22 protein-coding genes are annotated in these 25,171 nt (G+C 74.2%); 2 read left to right on the top strand and 20 right to left on the bottom strand.

Features of this window, described 5'->3' with window-relative positions; all coding sequences use genetic code 11:
* Positions 1-136: 136 nt before the first annotated feature.
* From pyrF to NR072_RS04990, 20 genes are all read right to left on the bottom strand, one after another.
* Positions 137-1,024, bottom strand: coding sequence for an orotidine-5'-phosphate decarboxylase (gene pyrF / locus NR072_RS05085; protein ID WP_036336596.1), 888 nt, complete (start codon positions 1,022-1,024; stop codon positions 137-139).
* A complete protein-coding gene (gene carB / locus NR072_RS05080; RefSeq protein ID WP_078025475.1) occupies positions 1,021-4,326 on the bottom strand; it encodes a carbamoyl-phosphate synthase large subunit in 3,306 nt (1,101 codons plus the stop codon). Before carB ends, pyrF begins: the two co-directional genes overlap by 4 nt.
* Positions 4,327-4,329: 3 nt before the next feature.
* Positions 4,330-5,514, bottom strand: coding sequence for a glutamine-hydrolyzing carbamoyl-phosphate synthase small subunit (gene carA / locus NR072_RS05075; RefSeq protein WP_113914216.1), 1,185 nt, complete (start codon positions 5,512-5,514; stop codon positions 4,330-4,332).
* A complete protein-coding gene (locus tag NR072_RS05070; RefSeq protein ID WP_256836377.1) occupies positions 5,511-6,137 on the bottom strand; it encodes a hypothetical protein in 627 nt (208 codons plus the stop codon). The genes carA and NR072_RS05070 overlap by 4 nt, the downstream gene beginning before the upstream one ends.
* Entirely contained in the window at positions 6,134-7,513 is a 1,380-nt protein-coding gene (locus tag NR072_RS05065) for a dihydroorotase (protein ID WP_036313718.1), read from the bottom strand. The genes NR072_RS05070 and NR072_RS05065 overlap by 4 nt, the downstream gene beginning before the upstream one ends.
* Positions 7,510-8,493: an aspartate carbamoyltransferase catalytic subunit gene (locus NR072_RS05060; protein WP_036313715.1), complete on the bottom strand. Its 984-nt coding sequence runs from the start codon at positions 8,491-8,493 to the stop codon at positions 7,510-7,512. Before NR072_RS05060 ends, NR072_RS05065 begins: the two co-directional genes overlap by 4 nt.
* Positions 8,494-8,496: 3 nt before the next feature.
* Positions 8,497-9,105 (bottom strand): bifunctional pyr operon transcriptional regulator/uracil phosphoribosyltransferase PyrR, encoded by a 609-nt coding sequence (gene pyrR / locus NR072_RS05055; protein ID WP_036313707.1) that lies wholly within the window; start codon positions 9,103-9,105, stop codon positions 8,497-8,499.
* 169 nt (positions 9,106-9,274) lie between these two features.
* Entirely contained in the window at positions 9,275-9,727 is a 453-nt protein-coding gene (gene nusB, locus NR072_RS05050; RefSeq protein WP_044659811.1) for a transcription antitermination factor NusB, read from the bottom strand.
* On the bottom strand, positions 9,720-10,283 hold the full coding sequence (gene efp, locus NR072_RS05045; RefSeq protein ID WP_002857030.1) for an elongation factor P: 564 nt from the start codon (positions 10,281-10,283) through the stop codon (positions 9,720-9,722). Before efp ends, nusB begins: the two co-directional genes overlap by 8 nt.
* Before the next feature lie 120 nt (positions 10,284-10,403).
* Entirely contained in the window at positions 10,404-11,573 is a 1,170-nt protein-coding gene (aroB, locus tag NR072_RS05040; protein ID WP_081097731.1) for a 3-dehydroquinate synthase, read from the bottom strand.
* Positions 11,570-12,274 carry a shikimate kinase gene (locus NR072_RS05035; protein WP_044659812.1) on the bottom strand — a complete coding sequence of 235 codons (705 nt, stop codon included), beginning with the start codon at positions 12,272-12,274 and terminating at the stop codon, positions 11,570-11,572. Before NR072_RS05035 ends, aroB begins: the two co-directional genes overlap by 4 nt.
* A complete protein-coding gene (gene aroC, locus NR072_RS05030; protein WP_036336604.1) occupies positions 12,271-13,506 on the bottom strand; it encodes a chorismate synthase in 1,236 nt (411 codons plus the stop codon). The genes NR072_RS05035 and aroC overlap by 4 nt, the downstream gene beginning before the upstream one ends.
* Before the next feature lie 79 nt (positions 13,507-13,585).
* The gene (locus tag NR072_RS05025) at positions 13,586-14,509 is read right to left on the bottom strand and encodes a shikimate dehydrogenase (protein ID WP_113914224.1); all 924 of its coding nucleotides are present in this window, start codon (positions 14,507-14,509) and stop codon (positions 13,586-13,588) included.
* Entirely contained in the window at positions 14,509-15,777 is a 1,269-nt protein-coding gene (mltG, locus tag NR072_RS05020) for an endolytic transglycosylase MltG (protein ID WP_129866781.1), read from the bottom strand. Before mltG ends, NR072_RS05025 begins: the two co-directional genes overlap by 1 nt.
* Positions 15,774-16,295 (bottom strand): Holliday junction resolvase RuvX, encoded by a 522-nt coding sequence (gene ruvX, locus NR072_RS05015; RefSeq protein WP_129866780.1) that lies wholly within the window; start codon positions 16,293-16,295, stop codon positions 15,774-15,776. Before ruvX ends, mltG begins: the two co-directional genes overlap by 4 nt.
* A 7-nt stretch (positions 16,296-16,302) precedes the next feature.
* Positions 16,303-19,014, bottom strand: a complete 2,712-nt coding sequence (gene alaS / locus NR072_RS05010) for an alanine--tRNA ligase (RefSeq protein ID WP_036380962.1) — start codon at positions 19,012-19,014, stop codon at positions 16,303-16,305.
* Positions 19,011-19,400: a hypothetical protein gene (locus NR072_RS05005; protein ID WP_020621562.1), complete on the bottom strand. Its 390-nt coding sequence runs from the start codon at positions 19,398-19,400 to the stop codon at positions 19,011-19,013. The genes alaS and NR072_RS05005 overlap by 4 nt, the downstream gene beginning before the upstream one ends.
* A gap of 171 nt (positions 19,401-19,571) precedes the next feature.
* Complete coding sequence (rpsD, locus tag NR072_RS05000) at positions 19,572-20,198, bottom strand: 30S ribosomal protein S4 (protein ID WP_020621561.1); 627 nt, start codon at positions 20,196-20,198, stop codon at positions 19,572-19,574.
* A 282-nt stretch (positions 20,199-20,480) separates the two neighbouring features.
* Positions 20,481-21,044 carry a general stress protein gene (locus tag NR072_RS04995; RefSeq protein ID WP_020621560.1) on the bottom strand — a complete coding sequence of 188 codons (564 nt, stop codon included), beginning with the start codon at positions 21,042-21,044 and terminating at the stop codon, positions 20,481-20,483.
* Between the two features lie 171 nt (positions 21,045-21,215).
* Positions 21,216-22,613, bottom strand: coding sequence for a replication-associated recombination protein A (locus tag NR072_RS04990; protein ID WP_256836362.1), 1,398 nt, complete (start codon positions 22,611-22,613; stop codon positions 21,216-21,218).
* Between the two features lie 52 nt (positions 22,614-22,665).
* Here NR072_RS04990 and NR072_RS04985 point away from each other — a divergent pair, with 52 nt between their 5' ends.
* Both NR072_RS04985 and NR072_RS04980 read left to right on the top strand, forming a co-directional pair.
* Complete coding sequence (locus NR072_RS04985) at positions 22,666-23,256, top strand: DUF1697 domain-containing protein (RefSeq protein WP_044659816.1); 591 nt, start codon at positions 22,666-22,668, stop codon at positions 23,254-23,256.
* 139 nt (positions 23,257-23,395) lie between these two features.
* Positions 23,396-25,135, top strand: a complete 1,740-nt coding sequence (locus NR072_RS04980) for a choice-of-anchor I family protein (protein WP_044659817.1) — start codon at positions 23,396-23,398, stop codon at positions 25,133-25,135.
* Positions 25,136-25,171: the final 36 nt, after the last annotated feature.

The raw sequence follows: 25,171 nt of genomic DNA, 5'->3' as shown, positions 1-25,171 counted from the left end.
CTCTGACCTCGATGCCTCTCGTTCCTCACCGGCCCCGTCGTGACCCTTCCACGGTCAAGAGCAACGAGCACAGCCGATCGAAAGGGAAGATACCATCCCGTCCACACGGCACGGGCGCGCCGGGAGGACGCGGGCGTCACCGCAGGGCGGCGCGATTCTCCTCGATCGTGTCCACCAGCGAGGCCACCGACGGGCCCGCGCTCAGGATGCCGCGGGACGAGGTCGCCAAGACCTGCGGCCAGGCCGTCCCGAAGTCGGCCCGCATGCCCCGGGCCGTGGCGCCCTGGGCACCGAACCCGGGCGCCAGCAGGGGCCCGCCGAGGGCCGGCAGGTCCAGGCCGAGGCGGTCCGCCTCGGCGGCCACCGTGGCGCCCAAGACGAGTCCCACCGGCCCCCACGCGTCGTCGCCGCGCAGGGCCGCGTTCTCGGCGGCCGCCGCCGCGGCGATGCGCCGGGCGACCGATCCCTCGGCCGACCCCTCGCCCACGTGCTGGACCTCGCGGCCCTCCGGATTGGAGGTCAGCGCGAGGACGAACACGCCGCGGCCGGCCTCGTGGGCGGCGCGGATGGTCGGCACGAGGGTGCCGAAACCCAGGTACGGGCTGAGCGTCACCGCATCCGCGGCCAGGGGCGAGGCGTCGGCGATCCACGCGGCGGCGTAGCCGTCCATGGTGGAGCCGATGTCACCGCGCTTGGCGTCCGCGATCGTGAGCACCCCGGCGTCCCGGGCGGCCGCGAGCAGCCGCTCCAGGGCCGCCAGGCCGGCCGATCCGTGGCGCTCGTACAGCGCCACCTGGGGCTTGATCGCCGCCACGCGGGGCCCCTCGGGACCCACCGCCGCCTCGAGGGCGGTCAGGGAGAACGCCTCGAGGCCCGCCGGGGTGTCGCTCAGGCCCCACTGCCGCAGCAGGCCCGGATGGGGGTCCACGCCGAGGCACAGCGGACCGGCCGTCTCCATGGCGTGGGCCAGCCGCCGCCCGAAGGGGGCGCGGGGCCCCGCGCCGCCCGTCGCCGTCGTGGTCACGCCGCGGCCTCCGGACCGGCGACAGCCTGCTGCAGGCGCGCGTCGTGCTCCTGCAGTGAGGTGACGGACCACTCGTAGGACCGCATGGCCTCGATGGCCTGCAGGCACGCCCCGAATTCGGCCGTGGTCGTGATCACCGGCACGCCGAGCGACGTCGCGGCCGCGCGGATCTCGTAGCCGTCCGTGCGGGCGTCGCCGCCGGAGGGCGTGTTCAGCACGAGGTCGACGGTGCCGGCGTGCAGCTGCTCCAGCACGGTGCCCGCGCCGTCCTCGTGCCCGGCGTCGGCGATCTTCGCCACGACCTCCGCGGGGATGCCGTTGCGCCGCAGCACCTCGGCGGTGCCGCCGGTGGAGACCACCTGGAAGCCGAGGTCGACGAGGCGCTTGGCCTGGCCCACGAGGGTGCGCTTGTCCCGGTTGGCGACCGACACGAACACGCGCCCCGAGGTGGGCAGCGGGCCGCCGGCGGCGGACTGGGACTTGGCGAACGCGGTGTCGAAGTGCTTGTCGATGCCCATGACCTCGCCCGTCGAGCGCATCTCCGGGCCCAGCAGCGAGTCGACCACGCGGCCCTCCGCGGTGCGGAAGCGGGTGAACGGCAGCACCGCCTCCTTGACCGCCACGGGCGCGCCGATCGGCAGGGTGCCGCCGTCGTACGCCGTGGGCAGCATGCCCGCCGCGCGCAGGTCGGCGATGCTCTCGCCGACGCCGATCCGCGCGGCCGCCTTGGCCAGCTGGACGCCCGTGGCCTTCGAGACGAACGGCACGGTCCGCGAGGCGCGCGGGTTCGCCTCGATCACGTACAGCACGTCCGAGGCGAGCGCGAACTGGATGTTGATCAGGCCGCGCACGCCGACGCCGGCCGCTATCCGCTCGGTGGCGCGGTGCACGCGCTCGAGCACGTCCGGGCCCAGGGTGACGGGAGGCAGCACGCACGCGGAGTCACCCGAGTGGATGCCCGCCTCCTCGATGTGCTCCATGACGCCGCCGAGGTACAGCTCGGTGCCGTCGTAGAGGGCGTCGACGTCGATCTCGATCGCGTCCTCGAGGAAGCGGTCCACGAGCATCGGCTGGTCGGGGGTGATCTCCGTGGCGTGCTCCACGTAGTGGGCCAGTGCTTCCTCGGAGTACACGATCTCCATGCCGCGGCCGCCGAGCACGTAGGAGGGGCGCACGAGCACGGGGTAGCCGATCTCGTCCGCCACGCGCTTGGCGTCGTCGAAGGAGACGGCCGTGCCGTTCTTCGGCGCCACCAGGCCCGCGCGCTCGAGCACGAGCGCGAACTCGCCGCGGTGCTCGGCCAGGTCGATGGCCGCGGGCGAGGTGCCCAGGATCGGCACGCCGGCGTCGGCGAGCTGCTGGGCCAGCTTGAGCGGGGTCTGACCGCCGAGCTGCACGAAGACGCCGCGCACGCCGCCGGAGGCCTCCTCTGCCGCGATGACCTCCAGGACGTCCTCGAGCGTGAGCGGCTCGAAGTAGAGGCGATCGGAGATGTCGTAGTCCGTGGATACCGTCTCCGGGTTGCAGTTGACCATCACGGTCTCGTAGCCAGCCTCGCGCAGCGCCATGGTGGCGTGCACGCACGAGTAGTCGAACTCGATGCCCTGGCCGATCCGGTTCGGGCCCGAGCCGAGGATGATCACCGACTCGCCCTCGTGCGGGGCGACCTCGGTCTCGAGGTCGTAGCTGGAGTACCGGTACGGGGTGAAGGCCTCGAACTCGGCGGCACAGGTGTCCACGGTCTTGTAGACGGGGCGCACGCCCAGGGCGTGACGCACGCCGCGCACGACCGCGGCGTCCATGTGCCGCAGCGAGCCGATCTGGGCGTCGGAGAACCCGTGCCGCTTGGCGCGGCGCAGCAGGGCCTCGTCGAGGACCTCGGCGTCGCGGATCTCGTCCGCGACCTCGTTGATGAGCACGAACTGGTCCAGGAACCACGGGTCGATCGCGGTGGCCTCGAAGGCCTCCTCGATCGTGGCGCCGGCGTAGAGCGCCTGCTGGGTCTGGGAGAGCCGGTCGGTGGTGGCCGTGCTCGCCGCCGCGAGCAGGGCCTGCGGGTCGGCGTCCTGCGGGAACGCGAGCTCCGAGCCCTTCTGCTCGAGCGAGCGCAGGGCCTTCTGCAGGGCCTCCGTGAAGTTGCGGCCGATGGCCATGGCCTCGCCGACCGACTTCATGGTGGTGGTCAGCGTGGGATCCGCCGCCGGGAACTTCTCGAACGCGAAGCGCGGGACCTTCACGACCACGTAGTCCAGGACCGGCTCGAAGGACGCCGGGGTCTTCTGGGTGATGTCGTTGGGGATCTCGTCCATCGTGTAGCCCAGGGCCAGCTTGGTGGCGATCTTGGCGATCGCGAAGCCGGTGGCCTTCGAGGCCAGCGCCGAGGAGCGGGAGACGCGCGGGTTCATCTCGATGACGACGACGCGCCCGTCCACGGGGTTCACCGCGAACTGGATGTTGCAGCCGCCGGTGTCCACGCCGACCTCGCGGATGACGTTGATCGAGATGTCCCGCAGCTTCTGGTACTCGCGGTCCGTCAGCGTCATGGCCGGGGCCACGGTGATGGAGTCGCCGGTGTGCACGCCCACGGGGTCCACGTTCTCGATGGAGCAGACGACGACGACGTTGTCGTTCTTGTCCCGCATCATCTCCAGCTCGTACTCCTTCCAGCCGAGGATGGACTCCTCGAGCAGGACCTCGGAGGTCGGGCTGTACTGCAAGCCGGCGCCGCAGATGCGGTACAGGTCGGCCTCGTCGTAGGCCATGCCGGAGCCGAGGCCGCCCATCGTGAACGAGGGGCGCACCACCACGGGGTACTTCAGGTCCTCGACGGCGGCCAGGGCCTCCTCCATCGTGTGCACGATGTGGGACCGGGCGGACTCGCCGCCGGCACGCTCCACGACGCCCTTGAACAGCTCGCGGTTCTCGCCGAGCTCGATGGCCTCGATGTTCGCGCCGATCAGCTCGACGCCGAAGCGCTCGAGCACCCCGTCCTTGTCGAGGGCGATGGCGGTGTTCAGCGCCGTCTGGCCGCCCAGGGTGGGCAGCAGGGCGTCCGGGCGCTCCTTCTCGATGATCTTGGCGACCACGGCCGGGGTGATGGGCTCGACGTAGGTGGCGTCGGCCAGCTCCGGGTCGGTCATGATCGTGGCCGGGTTGGAGTTGACGAGGACGACGCGGACGCCCTCCTCCTTGAGGACGCGGATGGCCTGGGTGCCGGAGTAGTCGAACTCGGCGGCCTGGCCGATCACGATGGGGCCGGAGCCGATGACCAGGACGGACTTCAGGTCGGTGCGCTTGGGCATGGATCAGGCTCCTTCGGTGGCGGGGGTGGTGGCGGCGCGGTGCTCGGTGAGCAGCTGCACGAAGCGGTCGAACAGGTCGAGGGTGTCGTTGGGGCCGGCCGCGGACTCCGGGTGGAACTGCACGGAGAAGGCGGGCCGGTCGAGCAGGCGCAGGCCCTCGACGACCTGGTCGTTCAGGGACCAGTGGGAGACCTCGACGCGGCCGAAGCGCGACTCCGGCGCCTCGATCGGCTCGCCGAGGGGGGCGTCCACGGCGAAGCCGTGGTTCTGGGAGGTGATGGCCACGCGGCCCGTGGCCTTGTCCAGCACCGGCTGGTTCGGGCCGCGGTGGCCGAACTTCAGCTTGTAGGTGTCGAAGCCGAGCGCGCGGCCGAAGATCTGGTTGCCGAAGCAGATGCCGAAGAACGGCAGGCCGGCGTCGAGGACCTCGCGCAGCAGCTCCACCTGGGCGTCTGCCGTGGCCGGGTCGCCGGGGCCGTTGGACAGGAAGACGCCGTCCGGGTCCACGGCGCGGATGCCGGCCAGGTCCGTGGCCGCGGGCAGCACGTGCACGCGGATGCCGCGGGAGGCCAGGTGCCGCGGCGTGGCGGCCTTGATGCCGAGGTCGAGGGCGGCGATCTCGGCGATCGGCTCGCCCTCCCAGCCGTGCTCGGCCGGCTCGACGACGTACGGCTCCTCCGTGGTGACGGACTCCGCGAGGCGGGCGCCGGCCATCGACGGCTGGGCGCGCACCTCCGCCAGCAGCTCGGCCTCCGGGCGGGCGGCGAGCTCGCCGGAGAACACGCCGGCGCGCATCGAGCCCTCGGTGCGCAGGCGGCGGGTGACGGCCCGGGTGTCGACCTCGCGGATCCCGACGACGCCGAACGCCTCGAGATCCTCGTCGAGGGTGCGCTCGGCGCGCCAGTTGGACGGACGCCGGGCCGCGTCGCGGACCACGTAGCCGGCGGCGAAGATCGCCCGCGACTCGCGGTCGGCGTCGTTGACCCCGGTGTTGCCGATGTGCGGGGAGGTCTGCACGATGATCTGCCCCGCGTAGGACGGGTCGGTGAGGGTCTCCTGGTAGCCGGTCATGCCCGTGGTGAACACGGCCTCGCCCAGGGTGCGGCCGCGGGCGCCGTAGGCCCGGCCGCGGTGGACGGTGCCGTCCTCGAGGACGAGCAGGGCCAGGTCGTCGGTGGGGGTGCTCATCGGGGGTCTCCTTCTCCTGCGCGGCCGGCCGGGTCGGCCGGGGCGGGGTCGATGATGGTCTGCAGGGCGGCGAGGAGCCGGTCGCGGTCCTCGGGGCGGTCGGGGCGGAAGGCGGAGGTGAGTTCCACGTCGCCGAGGCGCCAGCCCCAGGCGACGAGCCCGCCCGGCTCGACGAACTTGCCGGCGATCCCCGCGGACAGGCCGGCCTCGACGAGGTCGTCCGCGGGGATGAACAGGTTGGCGGCCCCGGGGCGGAGCACGAGCAGGCCGCGGTGGGTGCCGGCGTCGTGGGCCTCGAGGACGGCGCGCGAGCGCAGGCCCAGGCCGTGCACCGCCACGCGGTCCAGTCGGTCCTCGCCGCGCACCGTGCCCACGTGCATGCCCTCCGCGGACAGCGTCGGCTCGGCGTCGTAGAGGGCCGTCGGCACGGGGGCCGGGGCCGGGATCCCGGCCTGCGCCCGGCGGCGGGCCCGCCACCCGAGGGCCAGCAGGCCGAGCAGCACGAGGACGACGGCCAGGGTGCCCAGGGTCACCGGCAGCCACACGTCCGCGTAGTCCTTCGTCGGGGTCCGCGGCGGGACGGGACGGGCCGCCAGGGCGGCGGCCAGGGAGGTGATGCTCACGCGCGCTCCCCCGTCTCCGTCAGGGCCGGGTGGCGGTACGGCCGGGCGGGGGCGCCGTCGGCGACGACGCGGGCGCCGCGGTAGACCGTGTGGCGTACCGCGCCCGGCAGCTCCATGCCCCGGTACGGGCTGTTGCGGGACTTGGTCAGGTGCTGCTCGGGGTCCACGGTGCGGCGGGCCTGCGGGTCCACGAGCACGAGGTTGGCCACGGCGCCGACGCGCGGGACGCCGCGCTCGTCGGCCTGGCCCTGGTCGGTCAGGCCGGCGATCCGGGCCGGCGCCGTGGACATTACGCGGGCGACGCCGGCCCAGTCCATCAGGCCGGTGTCCACCATCGCCTGCTGCACCACGGACAGGGCGGTCTCGAGGCCCGTCATGCCCATCGCCGCGACCGTCCACTCGCACTGCTTGGTCTCGGCGGTGTGTGGGGCGTGGTCGGTGCCCACGGTGTCGATGGTGCCGTCGGCCAGCCCGGCGCGCAGGGCCATCACGTCGGACTCGCGGCGCAGCGGCGGGTTGACCTTGAACACGGGGTCGTAGGAGCGGACGAGCTCCTCGGTGAGCAGCAGGTGGTGCGGGGTGACCTCGGCGGTCACGGCCACGCCCTGGGCCTTGGCCCAGCGGATCAGCTCGACGGAGCCGGCCGTGGAGACGTGGCACACGTGCAGGCGGGAGTCCACGTGCTGGGCCAGCAGCACGTCACGGGCGATGATGGCCTCCTCCGCCACGGCGGGCCAGCCGGCCAGGCCGAGGACGCCGGAGAGCTCGGACTCGTTCATCTGGGCGCCGGCGGTGAGGTTCGGCTCCTGCGCGTGCTGGGCCACGAAGCCGCCGAAGGACTTCACGTACTCGAGCGCACGGCGCATCAGCACGGCGTCGTGGACGCACATGCCGTCGTCGGAGAACATCCGCACGCGGGCCTGCGAGTCGGCCATCGCGCCGAGGTCGGCCAGGGCCTCGCCGGCCAGGCCCACGGTCACCGCGCCCACGGGGTGCACATCGCACCAGCCCGCGTCCCGGCCCAGCCGCCACACCTGCTCCACCACGCCGGCGGTGTCGGCCGTCGGCGTCGAGTTGGCCATCGCGTGGACCGAGGTGAAGCCGCCCATCGCGGCGGCGCGGGTGCCGGTCTCGACCGTCTCCGCGTCCTCCTTGCCGGGCTGGCGCAGATGGGTGTGCAGGTCGACGAGCCCGGGCAGCAGCACCAGGCCGGCGCAGTCGACCTCCTCGGGGGCCGGGTCGAGGCCGGCGGCGTGGGTCGCGGCGTCCGGGCCGAGGGCGGCGATCCGGCCCTCGGCGACGAGCACGTCGGCGGTCTCGCCCGTGGTCAGGCGCGCGCTGCGCAGCAGCAGGGGGGCGGGGCTGGGGGCGCTCACGGGCGGACCTCCTGGTCGTGGTTGAGGACGAGGTGCAGGACCGCCATGCGGACGGACACGCCGTTGGCGACCTGCTCGAGGGCGGTGTTGCGGGGCGAGTCCGCCGCCGCCGGGCTGATCTCCAGGCCGCGGTTCATCGGGCCGGGGTGCATGACCACGGGCTCGTCGAGCAGGGCGCCCCGGCCGGCGGTGAGGCGGGCGAAGCGGTCGTCGGTCAGCCCCCAGGTCCGGGTGTACTCCCCTGCGGACGGGAAGAAGGCGCCGCCCATTCGCTCGGCCTGGACGCGGAGCATCATGACGGCGTCGGGGCCGGCGTCGAGGGCCTCGTCCAGCGAGTAGGTGACCTGGCACGGCCACGCGGCCACGCCCACGGGCAGCAGGGTGGGCGGGGCGGCCAGGGTGACCTGTGCGCCCAGCGTGCTGAGCAGCCACACGTTGGACCGGGCCACGCGCGAGTGCAGGATGTCCCCCACGATCACCACGCGCATGCCGGTCAGGTCCCGGCCGACCAGGTCCTCTCCCGTCGCCGCGGCGAGGCGCCGGCGCAGGGTGAAGGCGTCCAGGAGGGCCTGGGTGGGGTGCTCGTGGGTGCCGTCGCCGGCGTTCACGACGGCGGAGCGCACCCAGCCGGAGTCGGCCAGCTGGCGGGCCGCGCCCGAGGACCAGTGGCGCATCACGATGGCGTCCGCGCCGATGGCCTCGAGCGTCTGGACGGTGTCCTTGAGCGACTCCCCCTTGGAGACGGACGACCCCTTCGCGGAGAAGTTGATCACGTCCGCGGAGAGCCGCTTGGCGGCGGCCTCGAAGGAGATGCGGGTGCGGGTGGAGTCCTCGAGGAAGAGGTTCACCACGGTGCGGCCGCGCAGGGCGGGCAGCTTCTTGACCTCGCGCTGGTTGACGGCGGCCATCTCCTCGGCGGTGTCGAGGACGGCGAGGGCGTCGGCGCGGGAGAGGTCGGCGGTGGACAGCAGGTGGCGCACGGCTCAACCCTCCCGGGTCGCGACACGGTCGACGATGCTCACGGCGTCCTCAGTGACCTCGCCGGTGCCCTCGGGGCCGTCGACCTCCATGAGCCGGACCTGGACGCGCTCGGCGGTGGAGGTCGGCAGGTTCTTGCCCACGAAGTCGGCCCGGACGGGCAGCTCGCGGTGCCCGCGGTCCACGAGGACGGCCAGGCGCACGGCGGCGGGGCGGCCCAGGTCGGCGATCGCGTCGAGGGCGGCCCGGACGGTGCGGCCGGAGAAGAGGACGTCGTCCACGAGCACGACGACGGCGCCGTCGAGGGGGACCTCGGGCAGGCGGGTGGGCATCGGGGTGCGGGCCGTGCCGCGGCGGAGGTCGTCCCGGTAGAGCGTCACGTCCACCTCACCGACGGCGGCGGTGGGGTCGAAGGCCGGCTCGATGCGGGCCAGCAGGGCGCCGAGCCGCCGGGCCAGGGGGGCCCCGCGGCGCGGGATCCCCATCAGGACGAGACCCTCGGCGCCCTTGTTGGACTCGAGGATCTCGTGGGCGATCCGGGTCAGCGCCCGGTCGATCTCGGACGTGGACAGCACGGTCCGGGCAGCACGAGGTGCGGCGGGGTCAGTTCCCATGCCGGCGCCTCCTTCCCCGCCTCACAGGACGGCTCTTAAAGGATGCGTGGTTCGTCCCGGGGCGCCGGTGGGCCCCCGCGCGGGACGTCGCCGACTCTACCAGCGAGGCCCGCCCCACGGCGCGGATGACGCGGTGCGGGACGGGCCTCGTGACGGAGCTCTCGGCCGCTCAGGCGAGCAGCGTCGGCTTGACCTGCTGCAGGCGGCCGAGCAGACCGTTGACGAACTCGGGCGAGTCGTCCGTGGACAGCTGGGCGGCCAGGGCGACGGCCTCGGAGATGGCGACGGCGTCCGGCACGTCGTCCTGGAACAGCAGCTCCCAGGCCCCCACGCGCAGGATCGCCCGGTCGACGGCGGGCATGCGGTCCAGGGACCAGCCGCGGGAGTAGGAGCTCAGGGCCTCGTCGAGCCGCTCCTGGTCCGCGATGACGCCTTCCACGAGCCGCTGGGTGTAGGCGTTCACCTGCAGATCGGTGCTCTCGCGGCGGGTGCGGATGCCCTCCAGCGCGCTGGAGCCCCGCTGCTCGGCCTCGAACAGGATCTCCACCGCACGCTGCCGGGAGCGGCTGCGCGCCGTGGTCCCCCGCTTGGCAGCGGAGCCGGCGGAGGCCCGCTCAGTCATTGACGCGGCCGAGGTAGTCGCCGGTGCGGGTGTCGACCTTGACGCGGGTGCCCTGCTCGACGAAGAGCGGCACCTGGATCTCGGCGCCGGTCTCCACGGTGGCGGGCTTGGTGCCGGCGGACGAGCGGTCCCCCTGCAGGCCCGGCTCGGTGTAGGTGATCTCCAGGACCACGGACGCCGGCATCTCGAGGTACAGCGGCGTGCCCTCGTGCAGGGCGATGACCACCTGGGTGTTCTCGAGCATGTACTTCGCGGCGTCGCCGACCACGGCCCCGGGCACGGTGATCTGGTCGTAGTCCTTGACGTCCATGAACACGTAGTCCGCGCCGTCCTGGTAGAGGTACTGGTAGTCGGAGCGGTCCACGGTGGCGAACTCGACCTTGGCGCCGGCGTTGAAGGTCTTGTCCACGACCTTGCCCGTGGTGATGTTCTTCATCTTGGTGCGGACGAACGCGCCGCCCTTGCCCGGCTTGACGTGCTGGAACTCGGTGACGTTCCAGAGCTGGCCCTCCAGCTTCAGGACGGCGCCGTTCTTGATGTCGTTGCTCGTTGCCACGTGTGTGTGCTCCCGATCGGTCTCGCGGACCGTCACGGGTCCGCCTGCAGTGGGTGGGGTCTTGGATGTGCGCGGGCCAGTCTACGGGAGGCCCCGCGCGGGGCCGGGGTCAGCGGCGGCTCACTCTGCGATCTCCTGGTACGCCGCGAAGAGCAGGGACGCGTCCGGGATGTCCACGGTGGTGGGCTGCGCGAGCCCGTCCAGCAGGACGAAGCGCAGCTGGTCGCCGCGGTTCTTCTTGTCCCGGCGGATGCCCTCGAGCAGGGTCTGCCACCGGTCCCCGCGGTAGGAGACGGGCAGGCCCAGGGCCGTCAGCACCGACCAGTGGCGGTCCGCGGTGGCGTCGTCGAGCCGGCCGAGGGAGCGGGCCAGCTCGGCCGCGAAGACCAGCCCCACGGACACCGCGGCGCCGTGGCGCCACTGGTAGCGCTCGGCGAGCTCGATCGCGTGCCCCATCGTGTGGCCGTAGTTCAGCGCCTCGCGGGCGCCCGACTCGCGGGGGTCGCGGGAGACGACGTCCGCCTTGACCCGGATCGAACGCTCGATCAGCTCGCGCAGCCGCGCGGAGTGCGGGTTCTGGGCCTGGGCCGGGTCCTCCTCGATGAGGTCGAGGATCGCGGGGTCGGCGATGAAGCCGCACTTCACGACCTCGGCCAGGCCGGAGATCAGCTCGTTGGCCGGCAGGGTGAGCAGCGTGTCCAGGTCCGCCAGCACGCCGGCCGGATTGTGGAACGCCCCCACCAGGTTCTTGCCCTCGGCGGTGTTGATGCCGGTCTTGCCGCCCACCGCCGCGTCCACCATGCCCAGCAGGGTGGTGGGCATGTGCACGACGCGGACGCCGCGCAGCCACGTGGCCGCCACGAAGCCGGCCAGGTCGGACACGGCGCCGCCGCCCACGGAGACGATCGCGTCCGACCGGGTGAAGTCGTTCTGGCCGAGCACCTGCCAGCAGAACCCGGCCACCTGCAGGTGCTTGCCCTCCTCGGCGTCCGGGATCTCGGCGGTCAGTGCGGTCAGGCCCACGGCCTCGAGGTCGTTCTTGACGACGTCGCCGGTGGCCCGGAGGGCGCGCGGATGGATGACCAGCACGCGTCGGACGGTCGGGCCGAGCATGTCCGGCAGGCGCGCGAGCAGGCCCCGGCCCACCACCACGTCGTAGCCGCCGTGCACGGCCGCCTCGTGGCCGCCGGCCACGGGGATGACCGTCACGTCCTCGGGTGCGGCCGGAGCGGCCGCGGGCGCCGCCCCCGGGGTCTCCTGCTCGGTGATGTCCGGCTCACGGTCGGTCATGGGTGTGACTCACTCCTTCGGGGGCGGTGGGCGTCCCCCACGATACGCCAGGCCGCCTCGGCGGCCGTCAGGCCTGTGGTGTCGAGCACGAGGTCGGCGACCTCGCGGTACAGCCCCTCGCGTTCGGCGAGGATGCGCCGCCAGGTCCCGGCGGGGTCTCCGGCCAGGACGGGGCGGCCCGCGCCGCCGCCCACGCGGCGCAGCGCCTCCTCCTCTCCGACCGCGAGGTAGACGACGTCGGAGTCCGGCCCGGCCAGCGCGCGGCGGGTGCCCGGATGCAGGACGGCGCCGCCGCCGCACGAGAGGACGCACGGGGCGGGTCGGCCGAGCACATGGCCGATGACGCGCGCCTCCTCCGCCCGGAACGCGGCCTCGCCGTGCTCGGCGAAGAACTCCGGGATCGGGCCGTGCACCTGGGTGAACAGCTCGTCGGAGTCCACGAAGGGCAGCCCGGTCACGGCGGCCAGGGCCCGGCCGACCGTCGTCTTCCCGGCCCCCATCGGGCCGACGAGGACGATCCGGCGGGCCGGGCGCGCGGCCGGGTCCTCGTCGGCCGCGGCGGCCACCGTGGCCGCGGCCGTCAGGCGCGCCTCGAGGGCACCGATCATGCCCTCCCACGGGCACACGGTGACGGGCCCGGGGACGGGACGCGTGCTCGGGTCCGGTCCCGGGGCCGGCGCGGTCCCGGGGGTGTCGGTCACGGCAGGGGGTCGCCCATCGGGCCGTCCGCCACGACGTCGGCGCCCGGCTCCGGCAGGGCGGGGACCGCGGCCTGGAACGCTTCGAGGTTGCGGCGCGTCTCGGCCACGGAGTCGCCGCCGAACTTCTCGAGCATCGCGTCGGCCAGGACGAGGGCGACCATGGCCTCGGCGACGATGCCCGCGGCGGGCACGGCCGCCACGTCGGAGCGCTGATGGTGGGCCGTGGTCTCCGCGCCCGTGGCGACGTCGACCGTGGGCAGTGCGCGCGGCACCGTGGCGATCGGCTTCATCGCGGCGCTCACGCGCAGCAGCTCGCCCGTCGACATGCCGGCCTCGATGCCGCCGGCCCGGTCGGTCGTGCGCCGGGGGCGGCCGTCCGCGCCGCGGGCGATCCCGTCGTGGGCGGCGGTGCCGCGTCGGGCGGCCGTGGCGAACCCGTCGCCGACCTGCACGCCCTTGATCGCCTGGATGCCCATGAGCGCCCCCGCCAGCCGCGCGTCGAGGCGGCGGTCCCAGTGGACGTGGGAGCCCAGGCCGATCGGCACGCCGTACGCCAGCACCTCCACGACGCCGCCGAGGGTCTCCCCGGCGCGGTGGGCGTCGTCGACCTCGGCGACCATCGCCGCGGAGGTCTGCGGGTCGAGGCAGCGGACCGGGTCGGCGTCGAGGCGGGCCTCGTCCTCGGGGACGGGGAACGGGTGGCCCTCCGGCAGGGCGGCCTCCCCGAAGGCCACGGTGTGGGAGACGATCCGCACGCCGAGCTCGCCGAGGAAGGCGCGGGCGACGGTGCCCAGGGCCACACGGGCGGCGGTCTCACGGGCGGAGGCGCGCTCGAGGAGGGGGCGGGCCTCGTCGAAGCCGTACTTCTGCATGCCGGTCAGGTCGGCGTGGCCGGGCCGCGGGCGGGTGAGCGCCGCGTTGCGGGCCAGACCGTCGAGCTCCTCCGCGGGGACGGGATCGGCGGCCATCACCTTCTCCCACTTGGGCCATTCCGTGTTGCCCACCTGGATCGCCACAGGCGAGCCGAGGGTGCGGCCGTGGCGGACGCCGCCGAGGATCGTCACCGCGTCCTGCTCGAACTTCATGCGCGCGCCGCGCCCGTACCCCAGGCGGCGGCGCGCGAGCGCGTCCTGCACGTCCTGCGTCGTGACCGGGATCCCGGCCGGCAGTCCCTCTACGATTCCTGTGAGCGCGGGGCCGTGAGACTCCCCCGCTGTCAACCAGCGCACCATGGCGTGCAGTCTCTCACGCACGGGGCGCCGCGCCGTCACGTGTGACCGGACGGGACGCACCGGATCCGGCGTTCGACGCTCAGCCGGCGGCCGGTCCCAGGGCGTCCGCCGCGGCGCGCGTCACCGCCGCCCAGTCCGGCTCGGGCATCCCGGCCGCGGCGCGGGGCCGGGCCGTGAACAGCCGGACCTGCTCGATGCCCTGGTGCAGCAGCATGGACAGCCCGGACGCCACCGGACCGCCCTCCCGGGACCAGGCGGACGCCAGCACGGAGGGCCACGGGTCGTAGGCCGCGTCCAGCAGGGGCGGCAGGGCGGCGCCGGCCGGCACGTGTGCGGCCAGGGCGTCCGCGGCGCGCGGCGGCAGGGTGGCGACGACGGCACGCAGCCCCGGCGCCCGCCGGAGCAGATCCGCCTGGGTCAGGGTCGCCCAGCGCAGCCCGAGCGCGTCGGCCAGGGCCGTCACCTCGGCGGCGCGGGCGGGGTCGCGGACGCCGAAGAGCACCGCGTCCGCGCCGAGCGTGGCGGCGGCGAGGACGGCCGCCGTCGCGGTCCCCCCGTTCCCGAGGACGCCGACGGTCCCGCCCCGGGCGGCACGGTCGAGGCCGGCCGCGGCGAGGGCGCCGAGGATGCCGTCCACGTCCGTGTTCTCGGCGTGGACGACCCCGGGCGCGGAGGGGTGGTCGCGCACGAGGGTGTTCGCGGTGCCCAGGAGGCGGACGCGGTCGCTGACGTGCCCGGCGGCGGCGACGACCGCCCGCTTCAGCGGCATGGTGACGGAGCAGCCGAGCCAGTCCTGCCCGCGGGCCGCGGCCGCGCCGCCGTCGGCCGTGCCCGGGGCGCCGAGGTGCTCGGCCGCGAAGGCGAGCACCTCGTCCTCGCCCAGGTCTCGGCGGCCGTAGTCGACGTCGAGGCCCAGGACCCGGTAGCCGGCCGCGTGCAGCACCGGGGAGAGCGAGTGGGCGATCGGCCGGCCCAGGACCGCCGCGCGCAGCGTGGGGCGCATCAGCACACCCCCGGATTGGAGGCGCAGTAGCGCTGCAGGGTGCGCACGTGCTGCTGGTGCTCCTCATAGGTGCGGGAGAACTCGGTGTGGCCGGTGCCGATGTCCGTGGTCACCCAGTAGTAGGCGTCCGTCTCGGCCGGGTCGAGGGCGGCCTCGACGGCCGCGTCGGAGGGCATGCCGATCGGACCCGGCGGCAGGCCCGGGTGCACGTACGTGTTGTAGGGGTTCGACGCGTCCTGGCGCTGGCCCGAGGTGAAGCTGAGGCTGCGCACGCCGAGGCCGTACGTGACGGTGGCGTCGATCTGCAGGAGCCCGCGCGTCTCGGTGTTGTCCGGGGCGAGGCGGTTCTCGATGGCGCCGGCGACCTGCCGGTAGTCCTGGGGCAGGGCCTCCGCCTCGAGGATGGAGGCGATCGTGAGCAGGCGCTGCTGCTCGGCCGGGTCGCGGACGTCGAGGGCGTCGAGCTCGGCGAGGGTGGGCCGGATCAGGGAGTCGAGCACCTGCTCGGCGGTGGCGTCGACGGGGAGGCGGTACTCCCCCGCGTCGAGCCAGCCCTCGAGCGTGCCCGCCTCCCCGGGGACGCCGTAGCGGGTCGGGTCGTGGGCGGCGGCCTCGAGCTCCTCGCGGGGCAGCCCCGTGGCCTCGGCGACGGCGTCCAGCACCTCGGTGAGTCGCCGGCCGCGCTCCACGAGCACGTAGTGCACGGCCCCGTCCGCGGCGCCCTGGAGCACCGCGAGGGCCTCGGCCGCGGGCATCCGCTCGCGCAGCACGAAGTCCCCCGAGCGCACGAGACCGCTGCCCGTGTCCCTGGCGGCGCGCTCGAACGCACGGGCGGAGGCCACGATGCCGGCCCGGTCCAGGCGGGCCGCCACGGAGCCCAGGTCCTCGCCCGGCTCCACCGAGAACGTCACCTCGTCGCCCTCGACGGCCGTGTGGTCGGGGCCGCCCAGGAACCCGCGCACGATCAGCCCGACCACGACGGCGAACGCCACGAGCACCGTGCCCAGCACCAGCGCGGTCCGCCGCCGGCCGGCGCCGCGATCGACCCGCGGGGCCGGGTGGGACCCGGAGCCCCGGCGACGCAGGAACGTGCGGGGCCGGCATGGGCCGGCCGCGTCGACCGGCTGGGACGGGGCGCCGAGATCGGCCTCGTCCGCCTCGCCGTGGGCGAAGCCGAACACGTCGAGGTCGTCGTGGACGTCGGCCTCGTCGCCGAGCAGATCGTCCCAGTGGTCCTCACGCCGCGCGTGCTGGTGGTCGCCGGTCACCGGATCTGCTCCCGGTCCTGGCCGGCCCAGCGGCCGGTGCGGCGCTGCTCGTCCACGGCGGCCTGCAGGATCGCGACGGCGGCCGCCTGGTCGATCACGCCGCGGCTGTCCTTGACGGACCGGCCCGCGGCCCGCAGTCCGGCCTGCGCGGAGACCGTGCTGAGCCGCTCGTCGACGAGCCGGACCGGCACGGGGTGGCCCGCCTCGACCAGGGCGGCGGCGACGGCGTCCGCGTAGTCGAGGGCGTCCTGCGTGGACGGCGTGTGCTCGCCCCGCAGATTCACCGGCAGGCCGACGTACACGGCGACGACGTCGAGCTCGCGTGCGTGGGCGACGAGCTCGTCCACGTCACGACGTCGACGCGCATCCCGCCGCAGGGTGGCCACGGGGGTGGCGATCAGGCCGTCGGGGTCGGCCGACGCGACGCCCACGCGGGCACGTCCGACGTCGACGCCGAGGGTGCGCCCCCGGCGCACGGCGTCGCTCGCCACGGCGGCCCCGTCCTGACCTGCGCTCACGTCCGCCTCAGGCCGCGCGCACCGCGGCGACGACGGCCTCGAGCGCGTCCCCGACGCGCGTGACGTCCTGGCCGCCGCCCTGGGCGACGTCGTCCTTGCCTCCGCCCCCGCCGCCGAGCACGCCGGTGGCGGTCTTGACCATGGCGCCCGCCTTGAGGCCGGCCGCGCGGGCGGCCTCGTTGGTCGCCACGACCACGAGGGGCCGGCCCTTGGCCTCGGCCGTGAGGGCCACGAGCACGGGCGTGCCCGCCGCGTTGCCGCCGGCCGACTCGATCCGGGCGCGCAGGTCCAGCACGAGGGAACGCAGCTGGTCCCCGGCCACGTCGCCGACGTGGTGCGCCAGCACCCGCACCGACGTCCCGGCGGACGTCGTGACGTCCTGGGCCTGCCCGACGAGCTGCCCGGCCTGGGCCTGCAGCGCCTGGGCCCGCAGCTCCGCGACCTGCTTCTCGGCCGCCTTGAGCCGGTCCAGGGTGGCGCCGATGCGGTCCTTGAGCTCCTCGGCCGGGGCCTTGAACATCTCCGAGAGCTCGGAGACGAGGGTGCGCTCCGCGGCGAGGTGGCGGAACGAGTCCAGGCCGACGAGCGCCTCGACGCGGCGGTTGCCCGAGCCCACGGACTGCTCGCCGAGCAGGGTCAGCGAGCCGATCTGCGCGGTGCGGCCCACGTGGGTGCCGCCGCACAGCTCGCGGGACCAGGCGCCGTCGATCTCCACGACGCGCACCCGGTCGCCGTACTTCTCGCCGAACAGGCTCATCGCGCCGAGTGCGCGCGCCTCCTCGAGGCTCATCTCCTGGGTGAGCACGGCGTGGTCGTCGCGGATGGCGATGTTCACCACGTCCTCGACCTCGGAGCGGGCCCCGGCCGAGAGCGCCTCGGCCCAGCGGAAGTCGAAGCGCAGGTAGCCCTCCTTGTTGAAGGAGCCGGACTGGGTGGCCTCGGGGCCGAGGATCTGGTGCAGTGCGGCGTGCACCAGGTGGGTGCCGGAGTGGGCCTTCTCGCCGTCGAGGCGGCGCTGCAGGTCGATCGCGCCGAGGGCCTGCGCACCGGCGGCGACCTCGCCGTCGAGGACCTTGACCCTGTGCACGGACAGCCCCTTCACGGGGGCCTGCACGTCGAGCACCTCGAGGCGGAAGCCGTCGCCGGTGATCAGGCCGGTGTCCGCGGCCTGGCCGCCGGACTCCGCGTAGAACGGCGTGGCGTCCAGGACGAGCTCGAGCTCCGTGCCGGCGCCGGCGGACGCGACCTCCTCGCCGTTCTGCAGCAGGCCGCGCACCACGGACTCGGTGGTGTGCTCGGTGTAGCCGGTGAAGTGGGTCTGGCCCTCGGCGCGCAGGCGCTGGTACACGGCGGTGTCCGTGTGGCCGGCCTTCTTGGCCTTGGCGTCCGCGCGGGCGCGGTCGCGCTGCTCGGCCATGAGGGCGCGGAACCCGGCCTCGTCCACGGCGACGCCGGCCTCCTCCGCGATCTCCAGCGTCAGCTCGATCGGGAAGCCGTAGGTGTCGTGCAGCTCGAACGCGTCCGGGCCCGCGATGCCGCCGCCCGCCGAGCGGGCCTGGCCCACCGCGGCGTCGAGGCGGGCCGTGCCCGCGGCGATGGTCCGCAGGAACGCCTTCTCCTCGGCGTAGGCGATCCGGGAGATGCGCTCGAACTCGTCCGCGACCACCGGGTAGGTGCCCTTCATCGCGTCCCGGGAGACCGGCAGCAGCTCAGGGAAAACGGGCTCGGTGACGCCCATCAGGCGCAGGGCGCGGACGACGCGGCGGATGAGGCGGCGCAGCACGTAGCCGCGGCCCTCGTTGCCGGGGCGCACGCCGTCGCTGATCAGCATCAGGGCCGAGCGCACGTGGTCGGCCACCATGCGCAGGCGGACGTCGTCGTCGTAGTGCGGGTCGGCCGGGTCCTCGGTGGAGGTGTAGGAGCGGCCGGCCAGCTGCGCGGCGCGGTCGAGCACGGGGCGGACCTGGTCCGTCTCGTACATGTTCTCCACACCCTGGAGGATCATGGCGAGCCGCTCGAGGCCGAGACCGGTGTCGATGTTCTTGTGCTCGAGCTCGCCGGCGATGTCGAAGTCGTCCTTCGAGCGCACCGCGGAGAGGCGGTACTGCATGAACACGAGGTTCCAGATCTCGATGTAGCGGGTGTCGTCCGCGGCCGGGCCGCCGTCGACGCCGTACGCGGGGCCGCGGTCGTAGAAGATCTCCGAGCAGGGGCCGCCCGGGCCGGGCTGGCCGGTGTTCCAGTAGTTGTCGTCCTTGCCCATGCGCTGGATGCGCTCGGGACGGACGCCCACGTCCTCGCGCCAGATGCGCTCGGCCTCGTCGTCCTCGCGGTACACGGTGACCCAGAGGCGCTCGGGGTCCAGGCCGAAGCCGCCGTCCTCGACCGAGGACGTCAGCAGCTCCCAGGCCATCGGGATGGCCGTCTCCTTGAAGTAGTCGCCGAAGGAGAAGTTGCCGCACATCTGGAAGAAGGTGCCGTGGCGGACGGTCTTGCCGACCTCCTCGATGTCCGCGGTGCGGATGCACTTCTGCACCGAGACGACGCGCGGGCTCGGCGGGGTCTGCTCCCCCAGGAAGTACGGGATGAACGGGACCATGCCGGCCACCGTGAACAGCAGCGACGGATCCGGCGAGACGAGCGACGCCGACGGCACCACGCGGTGCCCCCTGGACTCAAAGAAGGCGGTCCAGCGGCGGGCGATCTCCTGGGACTTCATGCGGGGGTGTCCTTCTGCGTGGTGGTGGTCTGGGGGCGGGCGGCGCCGTGCGACGGCGGCTCCACGGTCTCCCCGGAGATGATCGGCCCCGTGTGGGGCAGGTAGGGCGCGGCCCAGGGGGCCTCGGCGCGGACGCGCTCGGCCAGGCGCCGGGCACCGTCCTGCAGGGCGGCCGCCGCGGCGTCGGCGGCGGCCTCACCGGCCTGGCGGGCCAGACGCTCCGGGTCCAGGCGGGCGGAGAACCCCGCGCGCCCCCCCGCGGAGCCAGGGTCAGACGTCGGCGCGTCGGTCGCGTCGGTCGCCGGGTGGGCACGGTCGCCGAGGGCGCGGTGTGCGAACCAGCCGGATGCGGCGCCGGCGCCGACGAGCAGCAGCGAGCGGAGCATGGCGGGGGCCTCCTTCGGACGGCAGGGATTCCGGCCCCACCTTACCGGGCGCGGCGCCGATCCCCGGCGGCGGGCCCGGGGGACGCCGCAGGCCCGGTCACCTCCGAGAGGTGACCGGGCCTGCGGGACGCGCGGGGCGCCGTCGTCCGGGACGGACCCGGCCGCGGCGGATCAGCGCGCGTAGTACTCGACCACGAGCTGCTCCTCGCAGGTCACGGGGACCTCGGAGCGCTTCGGGCGACGGGTGAGGGTGGCGCGCAGCTTGTCGATCTCCACGGTCAGGTAGCCCGGGGTGGCGGGCAGGACCTGCTGGTGGGCGCCGGCGGCGGCCAGCTGGAAGGGGACCATCTTCTCCGAGCGCTCGTGCACGTGGATCATCTGGCCCTCCTTCACGCGGAACGAGGGGACGTCCACGCGCTTGCCGTCCACCAGGATGTGGCGGTGCACGACGAGCTGACGGGCCTGCTGGATGGTGCGGGCGAAGCCGGCACGCAGCACGAGGGCGTCGAGGCGCTGCTCGAGGAGCTCGACCAGGTTCTCACCGGTCAGGCCGGCGGTGCGCTTGGCCTCCTCGAAGTAGCGGCGCATCTGGGCCTCGCGGATGTTGTACTGGGCGCGCAGACGCTGCTTCTCCTTGAGGCGCACCGCGTAGTCCGAGTCCTGCTTGCGGCGGGCACGGCCGTGCTGGCCGGGGCCGTACGGACGACGCTCCATGTACTTCTCGGCCTTGGGGGTCAGCGCGATGCCCAGGGCGCGGGAGTGCCGCACGGTGCGGCGGGTGCGAAGGTTGCCACTCATGGTGGACCTGCCTTTCCTTGACGTGCGGCACGGTTCGGGTTTGTCTCGAGGTCTCGTCCGCGCGCCGGGGCACACGGGTCAAGGGGACTCGAACCTGGCCTCCCCGCGATCCTGAGGAGAGCTGAGGGGCGTGCCGCCGCCCGTCATCCACTGATGCGCTGCGCGTCCCTCGACCGGGCACGCGGGTGTCCCGTGGACCGTTCGAGGGGGATGCGTCCGGGGCGCAGCGCCTGCCAGACCGGTCCACCTTACCAGAGCGACGACGACGGGGCGGGCCGGGGCTCAGGCGCGCGGCGTGGCCGCGGTGCCGGGGTCCGCGCCGAGGAGCTGACCGGCCTGGTCCAGGTGGGAGGCCTCGACCAGCACGTCGTACGACTCGGCCTCCATGGTCTGCAGGGACGTGAAGTCGCGCCTGCCGCCGGTGGCCGCGTGGCCGATCGCCCCGAAGACGGCCCCCCACAGGGCGCCCAGGCCCAGGGAGATCAGCAGGATCCAGAGGAACCCGAAGCCGGGGGCGAAGATCGAGAAGAGCAGGCCGAGCAGGAGGCCGAACCACAGGCCCTGCAGCCCGCCGCGGACGGCGGCCTTGCCGGTGGTCATCCGGCCCAGGACCTGCTCCACGGAGCGCAGCCCGGTGCCCACGATGCGCACGCGCTCCACGGGGAACCCGGCGTCGGAGAGCTGGTCCACGAGGGCCTGGGCCTCGGCGTAGGCCGGGACGGAGCGCAGGATGCGGTAGTCGGCCTGCGGGAGGGCGGGGCCGCCGGCGCCGGGGCGGCCGTACGGGGCCGGCTGCTGCGCGGCGGTGTGCTGGGGGGTGGACTGCTGCGGAGTGGACTGGGTCATGGGGGCGGCTCCTTCTGTTCCTTCTGTGCGTCGGTGGTGCATGGGGGCGCGAGCGGGCGAGGAGTCGGCGGGCCGACGTCGACCGCCCCGCTCATCCCTGGACAACCGGTGATCCGGGGTCTTTATTCCGCGCGGCCGCCCGAGGCGTCCGCCCTCGGGCCCGGCGCGCGCTCAGTCGCCGCGGATGATCCGGCGCAGCGCGGCCACCTGCTCGGTGAGCCGCTTCTCGTGTCCGATGGGCTTGGGCCGGTAATAGTCCCTCCCGACCAGGGGGTCCGGCGCGTACTGCTGACGGGCGACGGCGTGCGGCTCGTCGTGGCTGTAGACGTAGCCCTGGCTGTGGCCGAGGGCCGCCGCGCCGGGGTAGTGCGCGTCCCGCAGGTGCGCCGGCACCGCGCCCGTGTGGCCGGCCCGCACGTCCGCGATCGCCTCGTTCACGGCGGTGTAGCTCGCGTTGGACTTCGGCGCGGTGGCCAGATGCGTCACGGCCTGCGCCAGGATGATGCGTCCCTCCGGCATGCCGATCAGCTGCACGGCCTGGGCGGCGGCCACGGCGGTCTGCAGCGCGGTCGGGTCGGCCATGCCCACGTCCTCGGACGCGGAGATGATCAGCCGCCGGGCGATGAACCGGGGGTCCTCCCCCGCCTCCAGCATCCGGGCGAGGTAGTGCATCGACGCGTCCACGTCCGAGCCGCGGATGGACTTGATGAAGGCACTGATCACGTCGTAGTGCTGGTCGCCGTCCTTGTCGTAGCGCTGGACGTGGTGGTCCATCGCCTGCGCGGCGTCCTCGTCCGTGACCGCGACGGCGCCCTCCCCCGCCCGGCCGGCCTCGCGCGCCTTGTCCAGGGCGACGCCGGCCGCGGCCTCCAGCACCGTGAGCGCCCGCCTCGCGTCGCCGCCGGCCATCCGCACCAGGTAGTCCCGCGCGTCGTCCTGGAGCACCACGGCGCCGTTGAGCCCGCGCTCCTGGGTCACGGCACGGTCCAGCAGCCCGACGATGTCGTCGTCCGTGAGGGGACGCAGCGTGAGCAGCAGCGACCGGGAGAGCAGGGGTGCGATCACGGAGAAGGACGGGTTCTCCGTGGTCGCGGCCACCAGCACGACCCAGCGGTTCTCGACGCCCGGCAGCAGCGCGTCCTGCTGCGCCTTGGAGAAGCGGTGGATCTCATCGAGGAACAGGACGGTGGTGCGCCCGTAGAGGTCCCGTTCGCGCTGGGCCTGCTCCATCACCTGCCGCACGTCCTTCACACCGGCCGTGATCGCGGACAGCTCCGTGAACGTGCGCCCGGGGGCGCGGGCGATCACGTGGGCCAGCGTCGTCTTGCCGATGCCCGGAGGCCCGTAGAGGATGACCGAGCTCGGTCCCGCGGCGGAGTCCGGATCGGGCTCGGCGAGCTTGCGCAGCGGGGAGCCCGGCCGCATGAGGTGCCGCTGGCCCAGCACGTCATCCAGCGTGCGCGGGCGCATGCGCACGGCCAGCGGTGCGCCGGGGTGCGGGGCGGCCACGGTGCCGGCCGGGCCGTCGTCGTCGGCCCCGTTGTGGGCGGCGCTGAAGAGGTCGTCCATCGGGTCCAGGGTAGTCCTCGGCCCGCGGGGGCGTGGGTGGCATCATGGCCGCATGAGCCCCGCCGCCCCGCGCACCGACCACACCCACGTCCTGCTGCTGCGCGGGATCAACGTGGGGCGGAGCAACCGTGTCGGCAAGGACACGCTGATCCGCTGGGCCCAGGCCGCCGGCGGGGAGGCGGTCACCACCCACCTGGCCAGCGGCAACGTCCTGTTCCGGGCGTCCTCCGACGCAGCCGCGGAGGGCGTGCGGCAGGGGTTCGCGCGACGGGCGCGTGAGGAGGGCGGCCTCGACGTCCCCGTGGTCCTCGTGGACGTGGGCACGCTCCGGCGCGCCCTGGAGCTGCACGACGCGCTCCCCTGGGCCGGCGGCGAGCCGAAACGCACGCAGCTCACCGTGCTCGAGGACGACCCCGCACCCGAGGCGGCCGCCGCCCTGGCCGCGCTCGACCACGGGGACGACCGACCCGCGGGGCCGGATCGCACGGCCCTGGAGGGACGGCTGCTGTGGATGCGCTGCGCCGCGGGGGTCGCCGACTCCCCGCTCACTCCGGCCCGCCTCGACCGGGCGCTCGGGGTGCGCGGCACGGCCCGGAACCTCACGACGGTGCGGGTGCTCGCGGGGCTGCCGAGCGAGGACTGACCTCGGCGGACGGCACGCGGGGCGTCCGGGGCGTCGACACCCGCGGGACACCGCGCGCTGGCCGGGACGTCACGGACCGTTCACATCCGTGCGATGGGGTGACCCCGTCCTCCGCCTCCCTGCCCTGACTGGAGCATCCATGCCTCGCCTCGCACGCCTCGCCACGGCCGTCACCGCCGCGACCCTGTCCACGGCCTTCCTCGCCCCGGCCTCCCTCAGCGCGCCCGCCCCGCACTCGGCCACGGCCCAGCGCGCCGCCATCGCCGCCAACCCGTCCGGCAAGAGCATCGAGCTCACCCGCGCCGGCACCCACGAGACCGGCGTGTTCGGCGAGTCCGCCGCCGAGATCCCGGCCTTCGACGCGGTCTCCGGCCGCCTGTTCGTGGTGAATGCGCAGCGCGGCGCCGTCGACGTCATGCGCCTGGGCGCCGACGCCGCCCCCGTGGCCGAGCGGACCCTCTCCGCCGAGGGCCTGCGCACCGCGGACGGCTCCGTCACGGACAAGGGCGCCACGGTGAACTCCGTCGCTGTCTCCGGCGGTGTGATGGCCGTCGCCGTCGAGGCCGCCGAGAAGACCGACCACGGCTGGGTCGTGTTCTTCGACACCACCACCCTGCGCTACCTCGGCGGCGTGCGGGTGGGTGCCCTGCCGGACTCGCTGGCCTTCTCCCCGAACGGGGCGTACGTGGTGGTCGCCAACGAGGGCGAACCGGCCGACGACTTCTCCGTCGACCCGGAGGGCACGATCTCCGTGGTCTCCGTACCGAAGAACGCCCGGCAGTTCTCCCGCCTGACCCAGGACGCGGTGCGCACCGTGGACTTCCGTGCCTACGACGCCGGCACCGCCCTGCCCGCCGGCGTGCGCGTCTCCGGCCCCGATATGGCGGTGCCCGCCGGTCACGAGCCCGCCGGTCGGGTGGCTCGCAACCTCGAGCCGGAGTACGTCACCGTCGACCCGACCGGACGCACCGCCTACGTGTCCGTGCAGGAGGCCAACGCCGTCGCCGTCGTGGACCTGAAGTCCGCCACGCTGGAGGACCTCTGGGCGCTGACGCCCACCGATTGGTCCACCGAGGGCGTGCTGGACGCCTCGGACAAGGACGGCGGCATCGAGCTGGGCCACTGGCCGGTCGACGGCCTGCCCATGCCCGACGGCATCGACACGTACCGCTGGCGCGGTCAGAACCTGGTCGTCACCGCCAACGAGGGTGACGGGCGGGAGTGGGGCGACTTCAACGACTCCGAGCGCGTCAGCGACCTGGACCTGTGCGCCGCCGAGTTCCCGGGGGCCAAGGCCCTGCAGAAGAAGGATGCCCTGGGCCGCCTGAAGGTGCTCACCGACCTCGGCTACGACTCTGAGCGCGAGTGCCACTCCTCCCTGACCACACTGGGCGGCCGGTCCTTCTCCATCTACACCGCGGACGGCACCCGCCTGTTCGACTCCGCCGGCATGATCGAGGAGCAGATCGCCCGGCTCGTGGCCGCCGGCGAGCTGCCGGAGCACGCGTTCAACGCGAACAACGACGAGACCCCGTCCGGGGACTCCCGTTCGGATGACAAGGGCCCCGAGCCCGAGTCCGTAGTGGTGGGCACGATCCAGGGCCGCACCTACGCGTTCGTGGGCCTCGAGCGCATCGGCGGCGTGGTGGTCTTCGACATCACCGACCCGCGGAACGCCACCTACGTGGACTACGTCAACGACCGTGACTGGGATGCCGCGGGCGACGACGCCACGGCCGGCCTGGGTGACATGGGCGCCGAGGGCCTGACCTTCGTGCCGGCCGACGAGTCCCCCTCCGGCACCGCCCTGCTGATCGTCGCCAACGAGGTCTCCGGCTCGACCACCGTGTACGAGGTGAATCCGACCCGTCGTCAGTGATCCGCTGACGCGGACCGGTTCCGGGCGCGTTGCAGA

The organism is Micrococcus sp. Mcc89, from assembly GCF_024519795.1.
GTDB lineage: Bacteria > Actinomycetota > Actinomycetes > Actinomycetales > Micrococcaceae > Micrococcus > Micrococcus luteus.
Note: the sequence above shows the minus strand (reverse complement) of the source record. Positions and strands in the feature narration are given on the sequence as shown.